This is a genomic window from Gallicola sp. Sow4_E12, assembly GCF_052116305.1.
Lineage (GTDB): Bacteria > Bacillota > Clostridia > Tissierellales > Peptoniphilaceae > JBQKLI01.
The window spans coordinates 1-24,604 of record NZ_JBQKLI010000022.1 but is presented as its reverse complement, the minus strand read 5'-3'; the positions used below and the strand labels follow the sequence as shown (position 1 = coordinate 24,604).

Here is a 24,604-nt window from a genome sequence, read left to right as displayed (position 1 = left end):
TATTTTACTTCCTCTTGATTCGGGTCTTTTTCTTGGCATAAAAAATTCCTCCTGATTAGTTTTTCTTTACCCTAATCAGGAGGTTCTATACACAAAATATTACACAGTCTCTTAACAATATCTAAAATGAAGTAAATTGCGATTTTATAGTTTTAGTTGTAGCATTTAGTATATGTATTAGCTCTATACATTCTATTACTAATGAATCAAAATCATTCTTGTTTAAATAATGCGTTTCATAAAGTATTTCAAGCCAGTATTTTGTTTCAGCTGCTTCTTTAAGTGCAATATATACTTTATTTAAAAAATCTTTTTTACTGACAGCATATTTTGATTCTGCCAAATTGGCTCCTATACTCGTTGCTGATCTTAATAATTGTTTTGACATAACGTATTCTCTTTTTGTATCACATAAATAATTATAAATTTGAATAACACTGATAGAAAAATTTTTACTTTTCTCGTATGCAATACTTTCTGCCATTATTATCCTCCAATAATAAATCTATTAATCTTCTACACTATTATTTTAGTTTCTTACAACAAACTATGGTATAAAAATATGCTTTTGCAAACATAAGAAGAAAAAAAGAATTTTTCTATTTTTCCACCTCAACTCCACTCTTATACTCTCTCACTCTTCCACTCTCCTACTCTGTTCCTCTTTATTTCAAAACAGTTACTTTCTCTTTCAAGGTTTCAAGATTTTTATCATGTTCTGCTTTATCAACATAGCCCAATCCTTCTTTTAAAATACTGACGTTTTTGCCATTCTTTAAAAGTTCTAATACGGTTTCTCTTACGCAGTATTCGCTGGCGATGCCGGCTACTATGAATTCTTCTGCTTCGATATCGGCTATTTTTTCTCCTTTTGGGTTTTGGGCGTAGTAGGCGGAGTATTCTTCTACTTTATCGTCTTGTCCTTTTTTATAAATATTGTCTGGAATAGGGGACTGGTCGGTGTATTTTACTTCTTTAAACTTTTCGCTGAGTTCCGCTCCCCATGTATTTTCTACACAGTGTACAGGCCAAATTCCGCCGTTTATCTCAAAAGACTTATTATATTCACTATGCCAGTCGCAGGAATATACAACTCGAACATCGTTGTCATTGATATACTTTACGATATATTCTACGGCTTCCTCTGCATTTAAGCAGGCTAAACTTCCAGAAATAAAGTCGTTTTGACAGTCCACTACAATTAAAGTTTTCATATTACCCTCCTGTATATATCTGTTTACTCTATTTATATCCTGTTTTCCAAAATATAACAATTATATTCTAAAACTTTCAAAAAATTCCTTATCTCTTATTTATTTCTTAATAGAAACACGTTTCACGTTTCTTCCATAACTCCCCTCTCCCCACTCTCACATTTTGAAGCCCTAGCCCAAATCAGGTATTTTGATTTGGACGCAGGTCTCATGCCACTCATTTCCCAAGAACGATATTTTCCGTTCTTGGCTAGAAATGATCGGCCACACTTCTTTTCATCTCCTTTCTTGACAAATAGCCCTGTTATTATATAATGAGAGTAATTTAAAATCTGAGAAGAAGAGAGTATATATTGGAATTCACTCACAGAGAACGGGGATAAAGTGGAAACCCTGCAGGATGAACAGTATAGAAAAGAGCTTCCGAGATGCAGAGAAGAAAATGTGGGAGTATTTTCTGCCGTTCGATCGACGTTATGATATAAGCGGGTCCTTATTCGGACTTACTGAGGTGGCACCACGGGTATAACTCGTCTCTATTTGAGACGAGTTTTTTTGTACAAAATATGGAGGTTATTATGATTAAGGTAGGTATTATTGGCGCAACAGGTTATGCAGGGGCAGAGCTTGTACGATTATTATTCAATCATCCAGAAGCAGAGATCGCAGCGATCAGTTCTGTTAGTTTCGAAGGGGATCTTCTGAATTCCGTTTATCCAAGCTATACTAAATTAAATACACAGATCTGCGAAAATCAAGAGGATGTTGTAGAACGAAGCGATGTAGTCTTTGCGGCCCTTCCTCATGGTCTCTCTCAAGAGATCGCAGAAAAGGTTATCAATAAAGGAAAGGTCTTTGTGGACTTGGGAGCCGACTTCCGTCTGCAAGAAGAAGAGACCTATGAAAAATGGTATGACGGGAAGTTTACGAATAAAGAACTTCATAAGAAGGCGGTATACGGTCTGCCGGAGTTTTTCAGAGATGAGATTAAAAACACGAAGCTTATCGCAAATCCAGGCTGCTATACAACAGCTGTTCCTTTGGGACTTGCTCCAGCTGTCGATGCTGGTCTTATCGAAATGCAGAACATTATCTGCGACTGTAAAAGCGGTGTGACAGGTGCTGGAAGATCTTTAACTATGACGACACATTACCCTGTTATGAATGAAGGTTTCCATCCTTATAAAGTGGCAAACCACCGCCACAGTCCTGAAATCGAACAGACGTTATCCATACTAAGCGGAGAAAACGCAACAGTAACCTTTGTTCCTCATCTGATTCCTGCAAACAGAGGAATCCTCGCTACCTGCTACAGCCGATTGAAAAAAGATATTTCTATTGAAGAATTGCAGGAAATATATGAAAATTATTATAAAGACGAGTATTTTGTCCGAGTACTGGCTCAGGGAAATGTAGCGAATATCCACAATGTAAGATATTCAAACCTTTGCGACATCTCTGTTCATATCGATGAACATACAAAAACATTAGTGACTGTTTCTGCCATCGACAACATGGTCAAAGGGGCAGCAGGACAAGCGATACAAAATATGAATATTCTATTTGGTTTAGACGAAAAAACAGGATTAGAAATTATGCCGCCGGCATTCTAAGGAGGATTTATGACAATAAAGACGATTGAAGGAAATATTACAGCACCCAAGGGCTTTACAGCAGAAGGGGTCTGCTGCTCTATACGCCATTATAATAAAAAGAGAAAAGATTTAGCTCTTATTTTCTGCGAAAATCTCTGCAGCGCTGCAGGTGTTTATACGAAAAACAAAGTAAAAGGCGCTCCGATTCCTGTAACGAAAAGCCATCTAGAAGACGGCAAGGCTCAAGCGATTATTATCAACAGCTATATCGCCAACACTTGTACAAAAGACGGTTTGGAAGTAGCTGAAGAGATGTGCCAGATCACTGCCGATGCTCTTAATATTAAGAATGAAGATGTACTAGTAGCTTCTACCGGCGTTATTGGCCAGTCTCTTCCTATTGAACCGATTCGAAAAGGAGTAGAGATGTTAAAGCCGATCCTTTCAAAAGAAGGAGGAAAAAATGCATCTGAAGCTATCCTTACTACTGACACCTATCCGAAAGAAGTTGCCTGCGAGTTCGAAATCGGCGGCAAAACAGTTACGATGGGGGGAATTGCCAAGGGAAGCGGTATGATCCATGTGAATATGGGCACAATGCTTGCATTTATTACAACAGATATCGCGATTTCTTCCGAGATGATCAAAAAAGCCACTGAAGATGTTGTAGAAGATACGTTTAATATGGTTTCTGTAGACGGGGACACTTCTACCAATGATATGCTGATGATTTTGGCATCTGGAAAAGTCGGCAATCCTGAAATCACAGAAGAAAACGATGACTATAGAGCTTTTGTAGAAGCATACCGATACTGCGCAAAAACGCTTTCGAAAAAAATCGCAGGAGACGGGGAAGGGGCAACAAAGCTTTTGATCTGTTCTGTAACAGGAGCGAAGACGAAGAAAGACGCCCGTGCTGCAGCAAAATCCGTAGTTTCTTCCAGTCTTTTAAAAGCGGCAATCTTTGGTGAAGACGCGAACTGGGGAAGAATCCTCTGTGCATTGGGATACAGCGATGCAGAAATGGATATCTACGGAATCGATGTATCTATCCTTTCTTCCGCAGGGGAGATCCAGGTCTGCGAAAAAGGCTACGGTTTAGACTTCGATGAAGATCTTGCGAAGAAAATATTAGAACAAGAGGAAGTGACCATTAAAGTGGAGCTTCAAGACGGGGAAGAAAGCGCCGAAGCTTACGGCTGCGATCTTACTTATGATTATGTAAAAATTAATGGAGACTACAGATCTTAAAGGAGAAGACATGGATACTTTTAAAATAGATATGGACGAACGCTCTCAGGTCCTTATCCAGGCCATTCCTTATATACAAAAGTTCGCCGGCCAGACTATCGTTATTAAATACGGCGGAAACGCCATGATCGACGAGGATTTGATGGAAGCTGTCATAGAGGATATGGTTTTACTTCAGCTTGTGGGAATCAATATTATCCTTGTTCACGGCGGAGGGCCTTTTATCGCCGAAACTTTGGAAAGAATCGGCAAAAAATCAGAATTTATAGAGGGGCTTCGAGTAACGGATCAGGAAACTATGGATGTGGTTCAGATGGTTCTAGCGGGTAAGATTAATAAAAGGCTGGTTCAGTATATCGAGCAGATCGGCGGGAAGGCCTTAGGTCTCTGCGGATTGGACGGAAATATGCTGGTGGCTGAAAAGCTCCAGTCGGATCCAGATATCGGCTATGTAGGAAAAATCACAGAAGTTCACAATAATCTTTTGTTAGACAATATCGATAAAGGATATATCTGTGTAATCGCAACCATTGCCAACGGAACAGAAAAAAATGTAGTCTATAATATCAATGCGGATATTGCTGCAGCAGAAATTGCACAATCCCTCAACGCGGTGAAGCTTATCCTTATGACCGATGTACTCGGTGTGATGGAAGATCCAAAGGATCCTTCTACTTTATACAATCAGATTGATATAAAAGACATTCCGAAATTAAAAGAAGAGGGAATTATTACAGGGGGCATGATTCCAAAACTGGACTGCTGTGTCAGCGCCATAGAAAACGGAGTTCTTAATGCCCACATTATTGACGGAACAAAGAAACATTCTATCTTAATCGAGCTTTTGACAGACACTGGTATAGGAACAATGATCTACTAAGAAAGGATTATTATGAATATAAAAGAAATAAGCAATCAAAACATCATGAACACTTACGGCCGTTTAGATATCGTTTTAAAGAAAGGCAAGGGAGTGTATGTAGAAGATTCGGAAGGAAAAGAATATATCGACTTAGGCGCAGGGATCGGGGTAAATGCTTTAGGTTTCTGCGACGAGGGCTGGGTAAAGGCTGTCTGCGATCAGGCAGGTACATTACAACATACTTCAAACTTATACTATACTTATCCTGCAACAAAACTTGCAGAAAAGCTTTGTAAAGATTCTTCCTTTAACAAAGTTTTTTTCGCAAACAGCGGGGCAGAGGCAAACGAATGCGCCATCAAGCTTGCCCGAAAATACAGTACCGACAAGTATTCTAAAGAACGTAACGAAATCATCACCTTAGAGCAGTCTTTCCATGGAAGAACCATAACCACACTTGCGGCGACAGGACAAGACAGCTTCCACCAGTATTTTTATCCTTTTACGGAAGGCTTTGCTTATGCAAAACCAGACATCGAAGCGATTAAAGAGAAAATCAGCGACAAAACCTGTGCCGTCTTTATCGAATGCATCCAGGGAGAAGGAGGAGTCAATATCCTAGACAAGAAACTTGTTCAAGATATTGAAAAACTCTGCAGAGAAAAGGATCTTTTATTTATCGTAGACGAAGTACAAACAGGTATCGGAAGAACAGGAAGCCTGTACTGCTTTGAAAATTATGACGTAAAACCAGATATTATCACTCTTGCTAAGGGACTGGGCGGAGGACTTCCCATCGGCGCTTGTTTATGCACCGAAGGATTGGAAAATGTATTAACACAAGGAGCCCACGGCAGCACCTTCGGCGGAAACCCGATATCCTGTGCAGCAGGGCTTTATACCTTAGAAGAGATAGAGAAGGATGACTTCATCGCCAAAGTAAAAGAAAAGGGCGATTATTTCGCACAGAAACTGGAAGAACTAGAGGAAGTGAAAGAAGTCCGCCATATGGGACTGATGATCGGAATCGTGCTAAAAAAAGACAATGCAAAAGAAGTCTCTAAAAAATGTCTCGACGAAGGACTTCTCGTTCTAACGGCAAAAGATGTAGTAAGACTTCTTCCGCCTTTAAATATTACGAAAGAAGAGATCGATGAGGCGATTGAAAGGTTTAAGAAAGCCGTGTAAAAGAAATGGGGAAGAGCTTAAAAAAATGGAAGAGTGAAGAGTCTCAGAGTATGAGAGTGGAGATAAAGAAGGAAAGTGGAAAAACGCCACTTTCCTTTTTTTTGAGTTAAAGATGTAAAAAAGCTTTGTTTTTTTACAAAGTTTGAATAATAATTTTACGGTATCGGTATTTACTATTATGCTGAAGGATCTTTAAATTAAATACAAAAAAGCCGCCCTTAGCAAAGGGCGGTTTTTTATTCTGCTCGTTTTTCCCTATAATGTTCTTTTCTTTTCGGGTTTTCTGGGAACCAGCCTTTTAGGACTCTTTGTTCTTGTTCTTTTACTTCTTTTATAGACCAGAAGCAGCAGCAGGAGACGACTCCTAAGAGGATACTTGCTATTAAATGATTTATAAAAATAGAAAGCCCTGCAAAAACAAATCCTCCCAACAAAAATGCTCCATTTATTTTCGTGCCGAAATAATATTCTCCTTTAATCACTAAAGGATGAAACAAACCGATCAGTAAAAACGTCCCGCACCCGATTAATAAACCTTCCATACGTCCTCCTTTTATCTCTAGTTGTTGATTCTATTGTAGCATAGCTTTTTAAAAACAGAGTGGAGAGGGGAAAAGATAGGAAATAGATTATAGGGGCTAGGAAGTAGGAGAGGTGGAAAATGCAAGCATTTTCTTCATATAATAAAGGCGTCGTTAGACGCTCCCCTGCTTCTAAGCGTTGGGGGTGTAAAAGGAGGGGGTTCGGGGGAGGATATGAGGGCGAATCGCAACGCCCTTCATCCTCCCCCGAGCTGGAAAGTCAGAACCAATCATCTAATTAAAATCTGAAAATTTAGTATTCTCGTTTCTAATAAAGTATTAAATCTTACTTGTTTTAAATATAAACACAATAATAATTTATAAACAATTAAAATAATAAAAAAGAGAGGTTTCCCTCTCTTAATAATTATTTCTTAACATACTTAATAATAACTCTGCGGTGTGGTTCGTCTCCGTCGCTTGTTGTGGTGATTTGGCTGACGTTTTGCAAAGCGGAATGGATGATTCTTCTTTCGTAGGGATTCATCGGTTCCAATCTCATGTTTTTCTTATATTTTTTTGCTTTCCGTGCCATGCTGTGGGCTAGGTTTTCTAGAGATTTTACTCTTTTTTCCCGATAGTTGTTCACGTCTAAGCTTACTCGAATATAATGGTCAGAGTGGCGGTTTGCTACAAGATTGACTAAATATTGCAAAGCGTCTAAAGTTTCTCCGTGGCGGCCGATGATGATTCCTGTGTCTCTTTCATCGATACCTACGATTTTTAAACTTAGGGAATGCTCTAAATACTGGCTTTCCACATCTGCTTTGATATTCATTTTATCTAGTACATCCATTAGAAAAGTTTCTGCTTTTTGAGTGTTGAAGTCTTCTGCCTGAAATTCTTCTACTGGTATTTCTTCCAGTTCGGAAGCTTCTTCCATAGCGATTTCTTCTACAACAGGTTCTTCGATGATTGTATCTTCAACAATGACCTCTTCTGTTATATCGTCTTCAAAAATAGTTTCCTCTCTTTTAGGAGAGCTTTTCACTGTTTTTTCAGCTTCTTCCTCTTCTATAATAGAAACTTCTACAACAGCATCTTTCGCACCGATTAATCCGAAAAGACCGTTTTTAGGTTCTTCAAGAATTTTGATATCCACTTCTTTTTCGTCAGCGTTTAATACTTTAAGGGCTTTATCTACAGCTTCTTTTACTGTTTTTCCCATTTTCACTGTCGATTTCATCTATTTATCTTTTCCTTTCTCGGACACTTCTTTTTCAAGCTCTTTCACAGACTTGCCCCGATCTCTTCTTTTGATAATAAGTCTAAATATAATTTCAATAACATTACCAAAAGCCCAGTATAAAGCTAAACCTGCTGCGAAAGTTCGAGTCATGATAAAAATCATAACCGGCATAACGTACTTCATAGATGTGTTCATAGACTGCATCATTTCGTTTCCTTCGCCGGATGATTTCGGCTGCATAATGGTAAACATCAAATACTGTGTTAATCCATTGATTAAAGGAAGTCCAAAGATAATCGGATCTGGATTCGAAAGGTTCGGAATCCAGAAAAAGTTTCTTGCAATACTGTTGATATCGACTCCTGATCCGAACATATAAGCTTCTGGAGTTCTCATCACTCTAAAAAGCGCATAGACAAGGACTAACTGTAAAATCATCGGAAGACAGCCCATTAAAGGATTGTATCCATGTTCTTTTTGAAGTTCCATGATTTTCTGCTGCTGAATTTCAGGATTGTTTTTATATTTCTTTTGAATCTTCTGCATCTCAGGCTGGATTTTAGCATTGATCTCCTGAGTTTTTATTGTACTGATAGTGATAGGCAAAGTGATCAATTTATACAAGACAGTCATAACCATGATCGAAATGGCAAAATAAGAAATGAATTCCGGTTCTGGAAACATTTGCGAAACTGTCTGATAAATAAAGCGCATTACACTACCGAAAAAATTGCTGATAACTTGCAATGTTTATCTCCTCGTTATTTTAATGGATCATATCCGCCTTTGCTGAAAGGATTGCATCGAAGTATTCTCCATATAGATAGCACTAAGGCTTTAGGAAAAGAATACTTCCTAAAAGCCTCTATAGAATACTCCGAACAAGTGGGTGTGTATTTGCATTTCCCATACCCTAGTATCGGGGATATATATTTTCTATAAAACTCAATAAAAAAAATGAAGATTCGGTTCATTTCTTCACCTTCTTTTTCGGTCTAAATCCAAGATGAAATAGATGTTTTACAGATTTTTCCAACTGATGATAATCAAGTTCTTTTGTGTTTTTTTTAGGAATTAGAATAATATCATATCCTTTTTTCATAGTATCGTAATGTAATCTGATGATTTCGCGAAGCTGCCTTTTGATTCGATTTCTTTCGACAGCATTCCCGTATTTTTTATTCACAGAGAATCCTACACGTGTTCCTGGTCCATTATTTTTCTTAACTACCATCGTAAACTGATGGTTCCAGTAGCGTCTTCCTTTTTTATACACTACTGTATATTCTCTGTTTTTTCTTAAGCGGATTGATTTTTCCATTTTAAATTATGCGGATAAAATCTTTCTACCTTTCTTTCTGCGTCTAGCAAGCACTCTTCTACCTGCTTTTGTAGACATTCTGTTTCTGAATCCGTGATCTTTGCTTCTTTTTCTTCTATTTGGCTGATAAGTTCTTTTCATTTTATAAACACCTCCCTCAAGTGATTGTTGAACTATGGAAAAAAACACTAAAACTATTATAATGAGATGACCTTCGAATGTCAAGGAAAAAAAGGCAATAAAGCAGATAATTTCAACTATTTAGACCCTATAAAATTTGTAACGGCAGAGCCTATTTGATATAATAAATGCAATATGAAAATTATTCTTTTACCGTTGTGGATAATTTGTGGATATATTTTGAAAATCAGCGAAAATATTTACAGAAGGGCTGAATTCCAATTCAAATTCCATCCACAATATTTTTTTTCCCAATCGTTGTGGATAACTCTTGAATTTGTGGATAAAGTATCTTTTTTCCTCTCATTTCCAAGAAAATCCCCTTTGAAAATTGTGGGTAAGTGGAATAAATTGTGTATAAGTTTGTGAATAACTAGAACGGAGGAACTATGTCAGATATAAATGAAATTTGGTCCGAGGTGCTGACAATGGTCGAGATTGATTTAAATCCAACCCAGTTTGGAACCTGGATTCTGCCTTTGGTGCCAAAAAAACTAACAGAAGATGAGCTGATTTTATTTGCTCCCAATGCTTATATCAAAAAAATGATCCTTTCAAAGTATATGGATTATATCAGCCGCGCTTTAGGTTTCCTTTTAAATAAAGAACCGACCATCACCATTATTGATCCCAGCGATCAACCCCTTGTGGACTTGAACCCGGAAAAGAAAGTGAATGCTTTAGGCCAGCAGTATTTCGATATTTCCGAAGAAGAAGCTCAAGAAGAAAATAAAGGAAAGCCGAAGAAAAAATATGATTCCAATCGCCAGCTTCTAAATCCAAAGTATACCTTTGATACCTTTGTAAAAGGAAAATCCAACGAGCTTGCTTTGGCGGCGTCAAGAGCTGTTGCAGAAAATCCTGCGACTCAATACAATCCTCTTTTTATATGGGGAGGGGCAGGTCTTGGAAAAACCCATTTAATGCAGGCTATCGCCCATGAGATTCTTCGGAAAGATCCTGATATGAAAGTCTCTTATATCAGCAGCGAAAAATTTACCAATGAACTAATCGCATCCATCGGAAACAAATCGACGACAAAAAACATCGAGTTTCGAGACAAATACAGGAGAATCGATGTGCTTTTAATCGACGATATCCAGTTTATCGCAGGTAAAACAGGAACTCAGGAAGAATTCTTCCATACCTTCAATGATCTTTATACTCAAAACAAACAGATCATTATTTCTTCCGATAGACCGCCGAAAGAAATCAAAACTTTAGAGGAACGTCTAATTTCAAGGTTCGAATGGGGTTTAATGACCGATATTCAAATGCCGGATTATGAAACACGTGTAGCAATCCTTCAGGCTAAGCTCAATCATGAAAGAAAAGACATGCCGATGGAAGTCTTGGAGTATATCGCCATGAATATCAAATCCAATATCCGAGAACTGGAAGGAGCATTGTTGACGGTTCTTGCCTATTCTTCTTTAATGAAGAATAAAAATATCGATATCGCCTTGGCAAAAGATGCTTTGAAAAAGGTAATCGCGGAAAAAGAACGGAAACCTGTTACATTAGAACTGATTCAAGAAATTGTCGCTGCAAACTATCATCTAGAAACCGATGACTTCAGTTCAAAATCAAGAGCAAAGCAGATCGCCTACCCGAGACAAATCGCCATGTATCTTTGCAGGCAGCTAACAGATCTTTCTTTAATGAAGATTGCCAACTCCTTTAACCGCGACCACAGCACGATCATGCATGGAATCGATAAAATTACGGCGGATATGACAAAAGACGAGTCTTTACGAAAAGAAATCCAGGATTTGATTCAAGAAATCAAGAATCAATAGTCCACAAAAGATTTGGGATAAGTAGACTTATCCATTGTGGATAAGTTGTGGATAAGTCAAAACCCGGAAAACTCCGGGACAAATTGTTGATACTGTTGATAACTCTGGGATTTGTGGATAATCTATCCACCAGCTTCTCCCATAGCAAAATCACGTAAATATCAACATAAATCGAGTTATCCACAATATACACAGCCCCTACTATTACTACTACTATCTCTTTATATATTATTTTTATAAACCTACACAAAGGAGTTCAAATTATGCACATACAAATATCACAAAAAGAACTTTTAAAACATATAAATATAGCCCAAAAAGCAATTTCCTCCAGAACCACTGTCCAAATTTTGGAAGGTATATTATTTGTCGCTAAAGATAATCAATTAAAACTCATTTCTACAGACTTGGAATTAAGTATCGAAACTATAGCCGACTGTGTAGTAGAAGAAGAAGGGGAAATTGTTATTCATTCGAATATTATCGGCAATATTGTCCGAAAACTTCCTAATTCTATGGTGGATATTAAGATAAAAAACGAAAAAATCAATATTAAATGCGAAAATTCTGAATTCAATCTTATGGGACAAGATGCTTTGGATTATCCACAATTACCAGAAAAAAATGGTGAAGCAGAAATTACCCTTGACGCAGAAACCATGAAACAAGCGATTCGCCAGACGGTATTTGCTGCATCCTTAGATGAAACAAGACCAGCCTTAACAGGAGTTTTATTTCGTTTAGAAGATTCTTTATTAGATTTTGTCGCTTTGGACGGTTTTCGTATCTCTTTAAGGAAGATAAAAAATGAAACGTCGGCAACTGTAAATGAGATTATTCCAGCAAGGGCGTTACAGGAACTTCAAAAGATCATTATAGAAGACAATATCCGTATCCAGTTTGTACCGGGTAATGTGATTTTCTATTTGGATTCAACGATCGTATATTCACGTTTATTGGAAGGGAAATTTATAAATTATAAGGATATTATGGAAACAGATCCTACAACAAAACTTGTGATCAACCGAGTTGATTTCCAAAACTCTTTGGAAAGAGCTTCTTTATTAGCTAGGGAAGAAAAAGCAAATCTTGTAAAGCTTAATATCGAAGATCAAACTCTTTACATCAGTTCGAATTCCGATATCGGATCTGTAAATGAAAGCATCCAGTGCAAGCAGGAGGGGGATGATCTAGAAATCGCCTTCAATGCAAAGTATTTATTGGAAGGTTTGAAAGCGATGGAAAGCGAAGAATGCGAACTTTTAATGACCGGTTCTTTGAATCCATGTATCTTCCATCCAGTATCAGAAGATGAGGACTACACTTATTTAGTACTGCCGGTTCGATTGGCGAGGGACTAGGTTAAAGAAAGTGTGAAGTGTGAAAGAGGGGAGAGGGGAATTAGAGTGGAAAAATAAAAAATACGTTTATTTTTCTGCGTTTGATATAAAGTGATACGCAAAATAAAAGAAGTGAATATATTCTAATGAAAAATCAATTATCCTTAAGAAAGTTAAAGCATTATAAATACAACTAGATAATATATTAAATAATCATTAAATAAATCCTTATTATAAGGAGAAGGAGTTTTTTATGAAGGAATTTGAGATTAAGACGGAATTTATTAAGTTGGATCAGTTTTTGAAATATGCTGAGATTGTGATGAGCGGCGGGGAAGCGAAAGAGCTTATTGCAGAAGGGAAAGTGAAGGTCAACGGAGAAGAGGAAACGAGAAGAGGCAAAAAGCTTCGCTCTGGTGATGAGGTCGAGTTTGCCGGGGAGTCTTATCGAATAAAATAGGAGACTATGAGTGTTCATAGAAAATATATATCTATTATATTTCAGAAATTTTGAAAAAATAGAGCTGGATTTTTCACATAAATATAATTTTATTATCGGCGACAACGCCCAGGGAAAGACGAATATTCTTGAGGGGCTGTATTTTAGCGCAAAAGGAAAGACTTTTAAGCAGAACAAGGATCGGGAGCTGATTCATTTCGATCATGAAAATGCTTATCTGAAAACAGCAGCAAATACGGAAGGAATTCGGGAAAAAATAGAAGTAAAACTTTCGAAAGACAAGAAAAAAATCATCCGTATCAACGAAGAACCTATCGATACATTAAAGGAACTGCGGAGTTTTTTCGATATTATCGTGTTTACGCCGGATGAATTTAGTATTATAAAAAACGGCAAGAGCTATCGACGAGATTTTTTAGATGAAGTGATTTCGATGATTTCAGGATATCGAAATACTTTAAGAAATTATAAAAGATTGTTAGAACATCGCAATCATCTTATGAAAAAAGGCAAAAGCAGCCGTTATTTTAGAGAACAGCTGCGTGCTATCACCATAGATTTTGTAAAAGCCGGGGCGATTATTCTTCATTTAAGAAGAGAGTATGTAAAGCGGTTGGAGTATTATGCGAGAAAATTCCATGGTATTTTATCCGAAGAAGAGGAAACTTTAACATTAGAGTACGATTCTTCTGTTCTTTATAGAGGAACGATTATGGAAATTCAGAAAGATTTTTATAATAAACTGATGGCCAATCAAGAGAAAGATTTGTATACAGGTTTTACTTCTGTTGGACCTCATCGGGACGATCTTTTAATCGATATCAACGGGCATAATACAAAGGCATACGCTTCCCAAGGGCAGCAGAGAACAGCAATTCTTTCTTTAAAGCTTGCCCAGCTGAAATTATTTGAACAGACGAAGGAAACAAGTCCTGTTATTTTATTAGACGATGTATTTTCCGAACTAGACGAAAAGAGAATCAAATTCCTGTTAAAAGTTTTAAGTCCTTATCAGTCTATGATTACAGCAGTAAATACTGATTTTTTAAAAAATATAAATATCAAAGAGGGCAAGATTTTTCAGATCGAAAAAGGAAAATTAAAGGACGAATTATGTATTTAGACATCGGAAATGATATAATATTAAATTGGGAAGATATTCTTATCATTCTCACAAAGGAAACGGCTATGAAAGATCATAGGATTTCCTCCTTAATTAAAGAGGGGAAAATAGCCAATCCAAATACAGTTCACAAGATACATTCATATATAGTAGTACAACGAAAAGAAAAAGAAGAATTATATATTTCCTCTTTCACAACGCAAACTTTGATAAAAAGATTTGTTATTTAGAAAGGATTGAGTATGACAGAACAAAATAGAAATTATACAGCGAAGGATATACAGGTTCTAGAAGGATTGGAACCCGTACGTTTGCGTCCAGGGATGTATATCGGTTCGACTTCGGCAACCGGTCTTCATCATCTTGTTTACGAAGTTGTAGACAACAGTATCGATGAGGCTTTAGCAGGAGTCTGCGATACGATCAATGTTGAAATCCACAAGGATGGTTCCCTCTCTGTTATCGATAATGGTTCCGGTATTCCTGTAGACAAGCATCCAAAAACAGGGATCTCCGCATTAGAAACAGTACTTACAAAACTCCATGCAGGAGGTAAATTCGACAACAGCGCCTATAAAGTATCCGGAGGTCTTCACGGTGTAGGGGTTTCTGTAGTAAATGCTTTATCCGAGTGGCTTGTAGCGACAGTTCACAGAGACGGGTACGAGTATTCTCAGAAATTCGAACGGGGTATTAAGGTCTGCGATATCGATAAAGGCAAGAAGATCAAGGGAACAGGAACGAAGATTCATTTCAAACCGGATCCTCAGATTTTCGATACAGTTATTTTTGAAAAAGACGTACTGGTCCGCCGTTTTAGAGAGATGGCTTTCTTAAACAAAGGAATCACTATCACATTAAGAGATGATCGTGATGATACGGATGAAACATTCTATTATGAAGGCGGAATCAAGTCTTTTGTAGAATATATCAACCGAAAAAAGACACCGATTCATGAGGATGTCATCTATGTAGAAGGCAAAAGAGAAGAATCTGAAGTAGAAGTGGCGATTCAGTATACAGAGAGCTATAGCGAAAATGTTATTTCTTTTGCCAACAATATTCATACGACAGAAGGGGGAACCCATCTAAGCGGTTTCCGTTCTGCCTTGACACGCTGCATCAACGATTACGGCCGCAGCAAGAATATTATTAAAGAAAAAGAAGAAAATCTTTCAGGAGAAGATGTACGAGAAGGGATTACAGCGATTGTATCTATTAAGCTTTTCAGTCCCCAGTTTGAAGGACAGACGAAAGCAAAGCTTGGAAACGGCGAGAGCCGGGGAATTGTAGATTCTATTCTTTATGAAGGGATTGCAACCTATCTCGAAGAGCATCCTCAAACAGGAAAAACCATTATCGAAAAAGCTTTAAGCTCCCAAAGAGCCCGTATGGCTGCTAGAAAGGCGAGAGATTTAACGAGAAAAAGATCTATCTTAGACAACACTCCTCTTCCTGGGAAACTGGCGGATTGTTCCGAAACAGATATTGAGGTAAATGAAATTTATCTTGTAGAGGGTGATTCTGCCGGCGGTTCCGCAAAAAGCGGCAGGGACAGTACCTTCCAAGCCATCCTTCCTTTGAGAGGAAAGATTTTAAATATCGAGAAGGCAAGACTCGACCGAATTTTAAATTCTGACGAGATCAAAGCGATGATTACGGCTTTCGGTACAGGAATCGGGCAGGAATTCAGTTTAGATAATCTTCGTTATGGAAAAATTATCATCATGACCGATGCGGACGTGGACGGGGCGCATATTATGACCCTTCTATTAACCTTCTTCTATCGTTTTATGAGACCTCTTATTGAAAATGGGCATGTGTATATTGCACAGCCGCCTTTATATGGTATTATCCGAGGAACAAAAGTAATAAGATATTGTTATTCCGATGAGGAACTCGATCAGTATTTCCGTGAAAATGAACGTGGTCATTTAAAAATCCAAAGATACAAAGGTCTTGGAGAGATGAATGCAGAAGATCTATGGTCTACCACAATGGACCCGGACAACAGAGTCCTTCTTCGTGTAAATATCGACGAAGAAAATAAAATCAGTATCGATGAGACGTTCTCTGTTCTTATGGGCGAAAAAGTAGAACCAAGACGTGAATTCATCGAAGAAAATGCGCGTTATGTTAAAAATATCGACGCATAGTAAGGAGGCTTTATGGCTGAAGAATCAGGACATGTAAATGTTTTTAATATAGATATCGAAAATAAAATGAAAGAGTCCTATCTGGACTATTCTATGAGTGTTATCGTCTCTCGTGCCCTTCCAGATGTAAGGGACGGGATGAAGCCGGTACACAGAAGAATTATATACGCTATGCAGGGTCAGGGTCTTATGCCAGACCGTGCATACAGCAAATCTGCCCGTCTAGTCGGGGAAGTTATGGGTAAGTATCACCCTCACGGCGACTCGGCAATCTATGAAGCGACAGTGCGTTTAGCTCAGGACTTCAATATGCGGTATCCTTTGGTAGACGGTCAGGGAAACTTTGGTAATATCGACGGCGACGGTGCTGCGGCTCCTCGTTATACAGAGCTTCGCATGGACAAGCTTGCCCTGGAGATGCTTCGAGATATTAATAAAGATACGGTAGACTTTGTAGAAAACTATGACGGCAGGGAAATGGAACCGACGGTTCTTCCATCTCGTTTTCCAAACTTGATTGTAAACGGATCTTCAGGGATCGCTGTTGGTATGGCGACGAATATGGCTCCACATAACCTAAGGGAAACCATAGACGGCGTTATCGCTTATATCGACAATCATGATATTACAGTAGAAGAGTTAAATGAAATTATCAAAGGACCGGATTTTCCTACAGGAGCCAATATTATGGGCATGGAAGGAATCCGAAGAGCCTATAAAACAGGCCGGGGAAAGATTACATTACGAGCCGTTGCCCGTATCGAAGAACATAAAAAACGAGAACGTATTATCATTACGGAAATTCCGTATCAAGTCAACAAATCAAGACTGATTCAGAAGATCGCAGAATATGTTAAAGATAAAAAGATCGAAGGAATATCCGATCTTCGAGACGAGTCGGATCAAAGAAAAGGAATGCGTATTGTTATCGAATTAAAAAGAGATGCCAATGCGAATATTGTTTTAAACAATTTATACAAATATACACAGCTTCAGACAACTTTCGGAATTATCAACCTTGCTTTAGTTGACGGGGAGCCGAAGGTGCTGGGTCTTAAAGAATTAATCTCTCTTTATGTAAATCATCAGGAAGAAGTCGTCGTTCGAAGAACAAAGTTCGACTTAAAAAAAGCAGAAGACCGCAAGCATATTGTGGAAGGTTTATTAAAAGCAATCGATCATATCGATGAAATTATCCGTATTATCCGAAACGCCTATTCCGATGCTCTTGAAAAACTGATGGAAACATTCGATTTCTCAGAAGTACAAGCCCAGTCTATTTTGGACATGAGATTAAAAAGACTTCAAGGACTGGAAAGAGAGAAACTTCAAGGTGAATTTGAAGAGCTTATTTCTGAAATCAAAAGATTGAAAGAGATTTTAGAAGACCGAGAAGTATTATTCAAACTGATCAAAGACGAGATGAGCGAGATCAGAGAGAAATTCGGCGATGAACGACGTTCTCAAATCCTTCCGGCAGCTGAAGAAATCAATATGGAAGAACTGATCGAAGAAGAAGATGTACTCATTACCCTTACAAACGAAGGTTATGTAAAACGCACGCCGATGTCTACTTATAAAGTACAAAACAGAGGCGGCAAGGGAATCATGGGTCTTACGACGAAAGAAGACGATTTTGTTGACTCGCTCTTTATAACATCCACATTAAACACGATTCTGTTCTTCTCCAATAAAGGAACCGTGTACAGTTTAAGAGCCTTCCAGATTCCTGAGGGAAGAAGACAGGCGAGAGGACAGGCCATTGTAAACTTGCTGCCTCTTAAGAAAGGCGAAAGCATCAACGCTGTGATCCCGATGGATGTACGATATGGAAAGACCTATCTGTTAATGGCTACAAAATGCGGTTTAATCAAAAAGGTTAAATTTGATTTATTTGAAAACATCCGTAAAAACGGTATTCGTGCGATCACGCTTAAAGACGATGATGAATTGATCAATGTACGAAATGTAAATCAAGAATCCGACTGTATGATCGTTACACGCCAAGGCCAAGCAATTCGTTTTGCGATCAAAAACCTTCGTCCTATCGGAAGATCGGGAAGAGGAGTAAAAGGGATAACCCTTGCTGATGGCGATAGTGTAGTTTCTATGGATATCCTGGAAGAAAACGACTATTTACTAGTAGTGAGCGAAAACGGATACGGTAAAAAGACCAAGATCGAACATTATAAGAAACAAAACCGGGGCGGCAAAGGTGTTAAAACGTATAAGATCAACAAGAAAACAGGAGATATCGTATCTGCCAAACTTGTTCTTATGGAAGACGAGATTATCATTATCTCTGGAAAAGGCGATATTATAAGACTGAATGTCCGTGACGTTTCTACAAAGGGACGAGATACTATGGGCGTTAAATTAAAAGATGTAAAGAGCGAAGAAGACCGTATCGTTGCTGTTACAAAATACGAAGAGATAGAGGAATAAGGGGGAAACAATGGAACTAAACTTTGAAATAAAAAAAGCTCAAAATAGTTTACTCGTTCTTTTAAAAGGGGATCTCGACGCATATACATGCAATAGTTTAAAAGAAAAAGTGGAAGAAATGCTGAAAGATGAAGTCGTCGATATCTATATCGATGCAAAAGAGCTTGATTATATCGATTCAACAGGCCTTGGCACAATTATAGGGATCTATAAAATTTTAAAAGAAGACGACAAGCAGATCTATATGGAAAATTTAAAACCAAATGTCCGAAAAATGTTTAAAATAACCGATCTTGACCAGATCATTAGTATAAAGGAGTAGAACATGGCTGAAAAGATCAAACTTACAGTTCCCAATGAAGAGAAAAATATTACCTTAATTCGAATGGCGACTTCTTTTATAGCGAGTCAAATGGATTTTGATATCGAAGCGATAGAAGATTTAAGAGTTTGTGTCAGCGAAGCCTGCAATATTCAGCTGGGTACTTCTGAAAAACTGCGTTTAACATTAGAAGATAAAACAGATGCTCTTGAAATTCATGTAGAAAAGAAAAAAAGTTTGGATGTAGAAGAAGGTATGAATCGTGAACTTGCGGCAAGTATTATGGAAATACTGATGGACGAAGTTAAAATCGATAATGAGGGCGTTCATCTCATTAAATATTTAAGGGTGAATGATCATGGCGAAACACAAGGGTAAGAAAAAAAGAACGAAAGAACAGCTGCAGATCAAAGAGATGTTTCTTGAATACGATAAGACGAGGGATCCTCAACTTCGTGAAGTTTTAATAGAGAAACATCTTTATATCGCAGAGATTCTTGCGAAAAAATACGTCAATAAAGGAATTGAATACGATGATTTATTCCAAGTAGCAAGCATCGGACTGATCCTCGCTATAGACCGTTATGATGTAAGCAAAGGATTTGAATTTTCAAGTTTTGCTACTCCTACGATTGTGGGAGAAATCAAGAAGTATTTTAGAGATAAAGGCTGGGTTATCCGAGTACCGAGAAGAATCCAGGAAGTCTCTAAAAAAGTGAACAATGCAAAAACCTACTTAAGCCAGAACCTTCAGAGATCGCCTACCGTAAGCGATATCGCAGAATATCTGAATACCACAGAAGAAGAAGTTCTGGAAGCCTTGGAGGCAAGCCGTGTGTATGCTCCCCAGTCCTTAGATTCCACCTTCGACTCTCAAAACGATGATCGTGAAGTGAATTTAAGAGATTTGGTAGGAGAAGAAGATGAATACTTCAATCAAGTAGAAATCCGAGATTTCTTCGCCAGAGCCATGACGAAATTAACGGATATGGAAAAGAAGATATTAATAGATCGATATTTCGATAAAAAAACACAAGTCTCTATCGCAAAAGAACTGAATATCAGCCAAATGACAGTTTCTAGAATCGAGAAAAAGATTATCGAGAAGTTTAAGGTTGAAATGGACGAAACGATGGGATAATTCTTAAAATTAACCATCCGGAAACTATTTTAACAAATCCACGCTTAATACAAGAAACCCTCTGGGCCTGCGGAACTCGCTGCGCTCAGACATCCTCGGCTGGGAGGGGTTTCTTTTCGTTCGCTAGGATTTGTAAAAAATAGTTTCAAGTCTTAAAATTTTAAGAATTATCCCTTAGGGGGACTGGAAGAAGGAAAGTGGAAGGACATCACTTTCCTTTTTGTTTGACCAAAAGTTTATTCCGAAAATTATTTTAGAAAATCTATGCTCCCTCAAAGAGACCCTTTGGGCCTGCGGAACTCACTACGCTTCGCTTCGTCCAGACATCCTCGGCTAGGAGGGGTCTCTTTGAGATCGCTGTGATTTTCAAAAAATAATTTTAAGTCATTCTATTTTTAAAACGAACTCTTGGAGGACTGGAGGAAGGAAAGTGGAAGAACGCCACTTTCCTTTTTGTTTGACCAAAATAGAGCAGAAGGGTTTATTAATAAAATCAACCATCCGGAAACTATTTTAACAAATCCACGCTTACTGCAAGAAACCCTCTGGGCCTGCGGAACTCGCTGCGCTCAGACATCCTCGGCGGTGGAGAAAGCTATTCTATTTAAAATAGTCTCAAAAATGAATTCTTTCGAACTCACGGAGAAAACACTAGCTCCAAACTCACTGCGCTAACGCTTCGTTCAGACAGTGGAGCTAAAAAAGAGTGAAGAGATTTTAAAAGAAGTGTGGCCGATCGTTTCTAACCAATCACGGAAGAGATCGTGATTGGGAAACGAGTGGCATGAGACCTGTTGCCAAATCAAAATACCTGATTTGGACTAGGGCTTCAAAGTGTGATAGAGGGGAGAGGGGAGTTGTAGTGGAAAAATGAAAGGAACATTCATTTTTCTACCTAATAAAAGACAGGATCCTTTTATTATGTAACTGATCGTTTCCATAGAACGTAAAAAACTGCTCTTGGGAAACGAATGGCATGAGCTAGTTCTAGCTGATTAAAAAAATTTAGTAGGTCTGGGGCAACTTAATTCTAAAAAATGTTTTCGGTTAGGGATTTAGTGTGAGAAAGAGGGGAATAATGAAAAAATATGGAGCATGCTTTTTTTAGTTTTAAAACGAAACTTAATCTTGAAGTCGAAAGACTCCCCTGCTCCTAAGCGTTGGGGGTGTAAAAGGAAGGGGTCCTAGGGGAAGGATATGAGGGCGAATCGCAACGCCCTTCATCCTTCCCCTAGAAGGGAAGCAATAACCTAGAGGCCGATAGAAATGAAGGGATTAGAAGTAATAGAGTATGAGAGATTTTAAAAGAAGTGTGGCCGATCGTTTCTAACCAATCACGGAAGAGATCGTGATTGGGAAATGAGTGGCATGAGCTAGACCTAACTTAGTTTTTGTTTTTTGAAAACTTAGTAGGTCTGGTGCAACTCGTTCTCCAAATGAACGAATCTTCATTTGCTAAGAACGATCTGCTGACCTGTGACTAAATCAGAACCATGATTTAGACTAGGGCTTCAGGCGAATCTTAGGCGCCCTTCATCCTTCCCCTAGAAGGGAAACAATAACCTAGAGGTCAGTAGAAATGAAGGGACTAGAAGAAATAGAGTGTGAGTGTTTCTTTCATTTGAAAATTAAAAAAAGAGCAGAAGAAAAGCGGAGGTTTTCTATAAAAACTCCGCTTTATTATTCTTCCGCTCTTTTTTGTCTTCCTATCGAAGTGTACCAACTGCAGCTTTTCCGCCTACTACAGTAATTCTTTCGATGGAATCATTTCTTAATGCTTGGTTGATTTCTTTGATTGTATTTTCTTTATTTGTAAGAAGGATAGGGGCTTCTTTACTATTTAAGATGGAGCTTGATACTAATGCATCTGCGAAGTCTTGTCCGCTGGCTACTATTACATTGGATGCTTTTGGAGCGAAGCAGTCTTTTACTTCGATAGATGTTTTATAGCGGTTGTCTCCAGCGATTCGATCTGCTTTTTTAACATTTTTCTTTACAGTTTCTTCCGCTTTAGAGGCTACTGCTGCATCTCCTCCAATGATATAGACTTCTTCGATATTCTTGTTTTTCAAAATATTTTGAGTTGAAGAGTCGATATCCTCTCCTCTTGTAAAAAGTATTGGAGCATCTTCTTTGAATACTGGAAGTCCGGCAGATAAGGCATCTGCAAATCTTACTTCGGACCCTCCTACTAGGATGGCTTTTTTAGATTTTGTTTCGGAAAGTACTTTATCAGCGATTAATGCAGCTGTTTCAGAACGGTTGGCTCCCGCGATTCTTTCAACTTCTAATCCTTTTAAAGATTCTGCTACTTGAGAAGAAAGTGCATTTTCTCCACCTAATAGAAGGACTTTTTTAGCGCCTAGTCTTGAAATTTCTGCTTTTACTGCATCGGGCAGGGAAGCTTTTCGGCTTAAAAGTATAGGTGCTTTATAAAGGTCGGAAAGGGATGCTGCAGCTGTTGAATCCGGGAATGTTTCTCCGCTTGCAAGGATTACGGTCTCGGATTGGTCATAGTGGTTTCTGCTTACTTCTACAGCTGTTTCGTATCTTGTATTTCCTTCGTAACGATCTGTCGGAGCTAATTGTTTTGCATTTGGATCTACTTTTTCTTTCACAATTTGGAAGGTATCTACTTTTTCTACTTTACGGTTATCTAATTCTCCAGATACTTGATAAAGCTCTGTTGTTAATGTTTCTCCGTCTACTGTATATTTTGCAAAGTTTTGGAATGTAGAGTCTCTGAAGTTTGAATGAGAGTTTGCAAACTCTGGAGCTTTTTGAGGCTGAGAACCGATAGCGAAAAGTTCGTTATATTCATCTAACAAATCTTGTGTTAACCAGCTAAGAGAAGGTCGAACTTTCTTTACATGGTCGATTCCTTTGTCGTAAATCGCGTCATAGGCTTTTGTTCCGCCTGTATTCGGCAATACGAATGTGGTTCCGGTAGGATTTTTCAAAGTGTCGATTCCGGATACTTTTGTAGAATCTTCGGCTATTTTTCCATTAAATAAAGATTCGCTTTTTGGAGCGTATCTTAATGATTTTGTTCTAGATAAAACATGATCATGACCTTGTAAAGCGATATCGATATCTAATTCGTCGATTAGTTTCATCAGTTCGTCTTTAACATTCTGAACATCTTTATCTTGAAGAGAATGGTAAGATTTTGAGAAGATCGGCTTGTGGTAGTTTAGGACAACCCACTGGGCACCTCTTGCTCTTGCATCTTGAACATCTTTTTTAATCCATGCCTGCTGCTCGTCGCCTACTGCTTTGTTATCGTCGTTTTTGTAATCATTTGTATTTAAATTTACAAAATGAACGCCGTTGTAATCATAAGAATAATAAGATCCGCCATCGATTTTTCCTTCTGATGGAACGTTGAAGTGATCGTTGAACTTCGTAAGAAATTTTTCATTGTAGTTTAATCCGTACTCATCGTGGTTTCCAGGTGCTGGAGCTAGTGTTGTTTTTAAGAAGGAATCCTTAGACTTTCCAAACAAATCAACCCACTCGTCTTCCACTTCAGCTACTTCGACGATGTCTCCAGAGTGGATTACGAATTCGCTATCAGGAGCTGTTTCTAAAGCTCTTCTTAAGGTATCTGCTCCGAAAGCTGCTTCATCGATAAGATTTTGATTCCAGTATGCGTTTTGTGTATCTGTATACTGAAGGAATGTAAATTTGTCTTGGTCTTTGTCAGCTGTTCTGAAACTTCCCACTTCTGATTTGCCGCCGGTACTGCTTCCTGCTTGATAGAAGTATTCTGTATCCGGTTTTAAACCTTTTGCATCGGCCTTATAGGAATACTCAGGAATTTTATTCACATCGATTTTAACAGATTCTTTTTCTTTATCTGTAATTTCTTTATTATGATCCCATTTTTGTCCTTTTTTGCCTTCATCTGTAAAATATTTTTTTACAGTATTAGAAGCGTTATCGATAAGTTGGAAAATAAAAAATCCTTTTTCGTCTCTCTCCACATAATGAGAATCTACCACAGAGGCTTCTGCTGGAAAGGCCTTTGCATTTTTCATATCTCTGCTTTCAGAAACCCATACATAGGAATCTAATTTGTCGGATGTAAACCAGTTGAAAGATCTGCTTCTTCTGCGGCTCTTTTAGCATCCATTGTGGCTACTTGAGAATTCTTGGTATCTTCTTGAGCCATAACAGCTGCTGGAGACAAAATAGTTTGTACAGAAATTGCCGTAGCTAATGCTAAAGCCGAAATTTTCTTAACTGACATTAGGATCTCCTCCTTAAAAGTAAAAGAAATAGTAATAAAATAATAATCAATTCCTCATTACTATAAAGAAGAGATGAGTCAAGTCCATATTAGTGTGTAAATTCCTCGGGTATCATTTTGTGGTCAATCATCCAGCCTGATCGAGCGGTTTATGCCGCGAAAGCCTATTGATAGTGAGATATCGC

At 38.1% G+C, this 24,604-nt stretch carries 24 protein-coding genes, 1 pseudogene and 1 other annotated feature; of the genes and pseudogenes, 14 read left to right on the top strand and 11 right to left on the bottom strand.

Annotated elements, in window-relative coordinates; genetic code table 11:
• Positions 1 to 121 precede the first annotated feature (121 nt).
• Together ACTQ46_RS10035 and ACTQ46_RS10030 are read right to left on the bottom strand one after the other, a co-directional pair.
• Entirely contained in the window at positions 122 to 484 is a 363-nt protein-coding gene (locus ACTQ46_RS10035; protein WP_441749514.1) for a four helix bundle protein, read from the bottom strand.
• Between the two features lie 181 nt (positions 485 to 665).
• Positions 666 to 1,214: an isochorismatase family protein gene (locus ACTQ46_RS10030; RefSeq protein WP_441749512.1), complete on the bottom strand. Its 549-nt coding sequence runs from the start codon at positions 1,212 to 1,214 to the stop codon at positions 666 to 668.
• A 325-nt stretch (positions 1,215 to 1,539) separates the two neighbouring features.
• Positions 1,540 to 1,754 (top strand) — a binding site (T-box leader).
• A 38-nt stretch (positions 1,755 to 1,792) separates the two neighbouring features.
• On the opposite strand from ACTQ46_RS10030, the gene argC reads away from it, so the two are divergent.
• The 4 genes from argC to ACTQ46_RS10010 are packed head-to-tail and all read left to right on the top strand — an operon-like array spanning position 1,793 to position 6,110.
• Positions 1,793 to 2,827, top strand: coding sequence for an N-acetyl-gamma-glutamyl-phosphate reductase (gene argC, locus ACTQ46_RS10025; RefSeq protein WP_441749510.1), 1,035 nt, complete (start codon positions 1,793 to 1,795; stop codon positions 2,825 to 2,827).
• Positions 2,828 to 2,836: 9 nt separating this feature from the next.
• The gene (gene argJ / locus ACTQ46_RS10020; RefSeq protein WP_441749508.1) at positions 2,837 to 4,060 is read left to right on the top strand and encodes a bifunctional glutamate N-acetyltransferase/amino-acid acetyltransferase ArgJ; all 1,224 of its coding nucleotides are present in this window, start codon (positions 2,837 to 2,839) and stop codon (positions 4,058 to 4,060) included.
• 10 nt (positions 4,061 to 4,070) lie between these two features.
• A complete protein-coding gene (gene argB, locus ACTQ46_RS10015) occupies positions 4,071 to 4,940 on the top strand; it encodes an acetylglutamate kinase (RefSeq protein ID WP_441749506.1) in 870 nt (289 codons plus the stop codon).
• 12 nt (positions 4,941 to 4,952) lie between these two features.
• The gene (locus tag ACTQ46_RS10010; RefSeq protein ID WP_441749504.1) at positions 4,953 to 6,110 is read left to right on the top strand and encodes an aspartate aminotransferase family protein; all 1,158 of its coding nucleotides are present in this window, start codon (positions 4,953 to 4,955) and stop codon (positions 6,108 to 6,110) included.
• 236 nt (positions 6,111 to 6,346) lie between these two features.
• Here ACTQ46_RS10010 and ACTQ46_RS10005 read toward each other — a convergent pair whose 3' ends face one another.
• The 6 genes from ACTQ46_RS10005 to rpmH all read right to left on the bottom strand — a co-directional run bounded on the left by ACTQ46_RS10005 (position 6,347) and on the right by rpmH (position 9,342).
• Positions 6,347 to 6,652 (bottom strand): DUF4491 family protein, encoded by a 306-nt coding sequence (locus tag ACTQ46_RS10005; protein WP_441749502.1) that lies wholly within the window; start codon positions 6,650 to 6,652, stop codon positions 6,347 to 6,349.
• Positions 6,653 to 7,058: 406 nt separating this feature from the next.
• Positions 7,059 to 7,877, bottom strand: coding sequence for an RNA-binding cell elongation regulator Jag/EloR (jag, locus tag ACTQ46_RS10000; protein ID WP_441749500.1), 819 nt, complete (start codon positions 7,875 to 7,877; stop codon positions 7,059 to 7,061).
• Positions 7,878 to 8,627: a YidC/Oxa1 family membrane protein insertase gene (locus ACTQ46_RS09995; protein WP_441749498.1), complete on the bottom strand. Its 750-nt coding sequence runs from the start codon at positions 8,625 to 8,627 to the stop codon at positions 7,878 to 7,880.
• A 14-nt stretch (positions 8,628 to 8,641) separates the two neighbouring features.
• A complete protein-coding gene (yidD, locus tag ACTQ46_RS09990; RefSeq protein WP_441749496.1) occupies positions 8,642 to 8,854 on the bottom strand; it encodes a membrane protein insertion efficiency factor YidD in 213 nt (70 codons plus the stop codon).
• On the bottom strand, positions 8,851 to 9,201 hold the full coding sequence (gene rnpA, locus ACTQ46_RS09985; protein WP_441749495.1) for a ribonuclease P protein component: 351 nt from the start codon (positions 9,199 to 9,201) through the stop codon (positions 8,851 to 8,853). Before rnpA ends, yidD begins: the two co-directional genes overlap by 4 nt.
• A gap of 6 nt (positions 9,202 to 9,207) precedes the next feature.
• Positions 9,208 to 9,342: a 50S ribosomal protein L34 gene (gene rpmH / locus ACTQ46_RS09980; protein WP_441749493.1), complete on the bottom strand. Its 135-nt coding sequence runs from the start codon at positions 9,340 to 9,342 to the stop codon at positions 9,208 to 9,210.
• Positions 9,343 to 9,770: 428 nt separating this feature from the next.
• On the opposite strand from rpmH, the gene dnaA reads away from it, so the two are divergent.
• The 10 genes from dnaA (at position 9,771) to ACTQ46_RS09930 (ending at position 20,167) form a co-directional block, all read left to right on the top strand.
• Complete coding sequence (gene dnaA / locus ACTQ46_RS09975; protein WP_441749491.1) at positions 9,771 to 11,180, top strand: chromosomal replication initiator protein DnaA; 1,410 nt, start codon at positions 9,771 to 9,773, stop codon at positions 11,178 to 11,180.
• Between the two features lie 263 nt (positions 11,181 to 11,443).
• Entirely contained in the window at positions 11,444 to 12,541 is a 1,098-nt protein-coding gene (gene dnaN / locus ACTQ46_RS09970) for a DNA polymerase III subunit beta (protein ID WP_441749489.1), read from the top strand.
• A gap of 232 nt (positions 12,542 to 12,773) precedes the next feature.
• The gene (gene yaaA / locus ACTQ46_RS09965) at positions 12,774 to 12,980 is read left to right on the top strand and encodes a S4 domain-containing protein YaaA (RefSeq protein ID WP_441749487.1); all 207 of its coding nucleotides are present in this window, start codon (positions 12,774 to 12,776) and stop codon (positions 12,978 to 12,980) included.
• 10 nt (positions 12,981 to 12,990) lie between these two features.
• A complete protein-coding gene (recF, locus tag ACTQ46_RS09960) occupies positions 12,991 to 14,103 on the top strand; it encodes a DNA replication/repair protein RecF (protein WP_441749485.1) in 1,113 nt (370 codons plus the stop codon).
• A complete protein-coding gene (locus ACTQ46_RS09955; protein WP_441749483.1) occupies positions 14,094 to 14,333 on the top strand; it encodes a hypothetical protein in 240 nt (79 codons plus the stop codon). The genes recF and ACTQ46_RS09955 overlap by 10 nt, the downstream gene beginning before the upstream one ends.
• A gap of 12 nt (positions 14,334 to 14,345) precedes the next feature.
• Positions 14,346 to 16,259 (top strand): DNA topoisomerase (ATP-hydrolyzing) subunit B, encoded by a 1,914-nt coding sequence (gene gyrB / locus ACTQ46_RS09950; protein WP_441749481.1) that lies wholly within the window; start codon positions 14,346 to 14,348, stop codon positions 16,257 to 16,259.
• Positions 16,260 to 16,271: 12 nt separating this feature from the next.
• Positions 16,272 to 18,704, top strand: a complete 2,433-nt coding sequence (gyrA, locus tag ACTQ46_RS09945; RefSeq protein ID WP_441749480.1) for a DNA gyrase subunit A — start codon at positions 16,272 to 16,274, stop codon at positions 18,702 to 18,704.
• Positions 18,705 to 18,714: 10 nt separating this feature from the next.
• Complete coding sequence (locus ACTQ46_RS09940) at positions 18,715 to 19,026, top strand: STAS domain-containing protein (protein ID WP_441749478.1); 312 nt, start codon at positions 18,715 to 18,717, stop codon at positions 19,024 to 19,026.
• A 3-nt stretch (positions 19,027 to 19,029) separates the two neighbouring features.
• Positions 19,030 to 19,404 carry a hypothetical protein gene (locus tag ACTQ46_RS09935; protein WP_441749476.1) on the top strand — a complete coding sequence of 125 codons (375 nt, stop codon included), beginning with the start codon at positions 19,030 to 19,032 and terminating at the stop codon, positions 19,402 to 19,404.
• Positions 19,385 to 20,167 (top strand): SigB/SigF/SigG family RNA polymerase sigma factor, encoded by a 783-nt coding sequence (locus ACTQ46_RS09930; protein WP_441749474.1) that lies wholly within the window; start codon positions 19,385 to 19,387, stop codon positions 20,165 to 20,167. The genes ACTQ46_RS09935 and ACTQ46_RS09930 overlap by 20 nt, the downstream gene beginning before the upstream one ends.
• A gap of 1,706 nt (positions 20,168 to 21,873) precedes the next feature.
• On the opposite strand, the gene ACTQ46_RS09925 is transcribed toward ACTQ46_RS09930, so the two are convergent.
• From ACTQ46_RS09925 to ACTQ46_RS09915, 3 genes and pseudogenes are all read right to left on the bottom strand, one after another.
• On the bottom strand, positions 21,874 to 22,785 hold the full coding sequence (locus ACTQ46_RS09925; protein ID WP_441749516.1) for a cell wall-binding repeat-containing protein: 912 nt from the start codon (positions 22,783 to 22,785) through the stop codon (positions 21,874 to 21,876).
• Positions 22,786 to 23,238: 453 nt separating this feature from the next.
• Positions 23,239 to 24,219: pseudogene (locus tag ACTQ46_RS09920) on the bottom strand (metallophosphoesterase); the annotation flags it as partial.
• A gap of 20 nt (positions 24,220 to 24,239) precedes the next feature.
• Positions 24,240 to 24,419, bottom strand: a complete 180-nt coding sequence (locus ACTQ46_RS09915; protein ID WP_441749473.1) for a hypothetical protein — start codon at positions 24,417 to 24,419, stop codon at positions 24,240 to 24,242.
• Between the last annotated feature and the right edge of the window lie 185 nt (positions 24,420 to 24,604).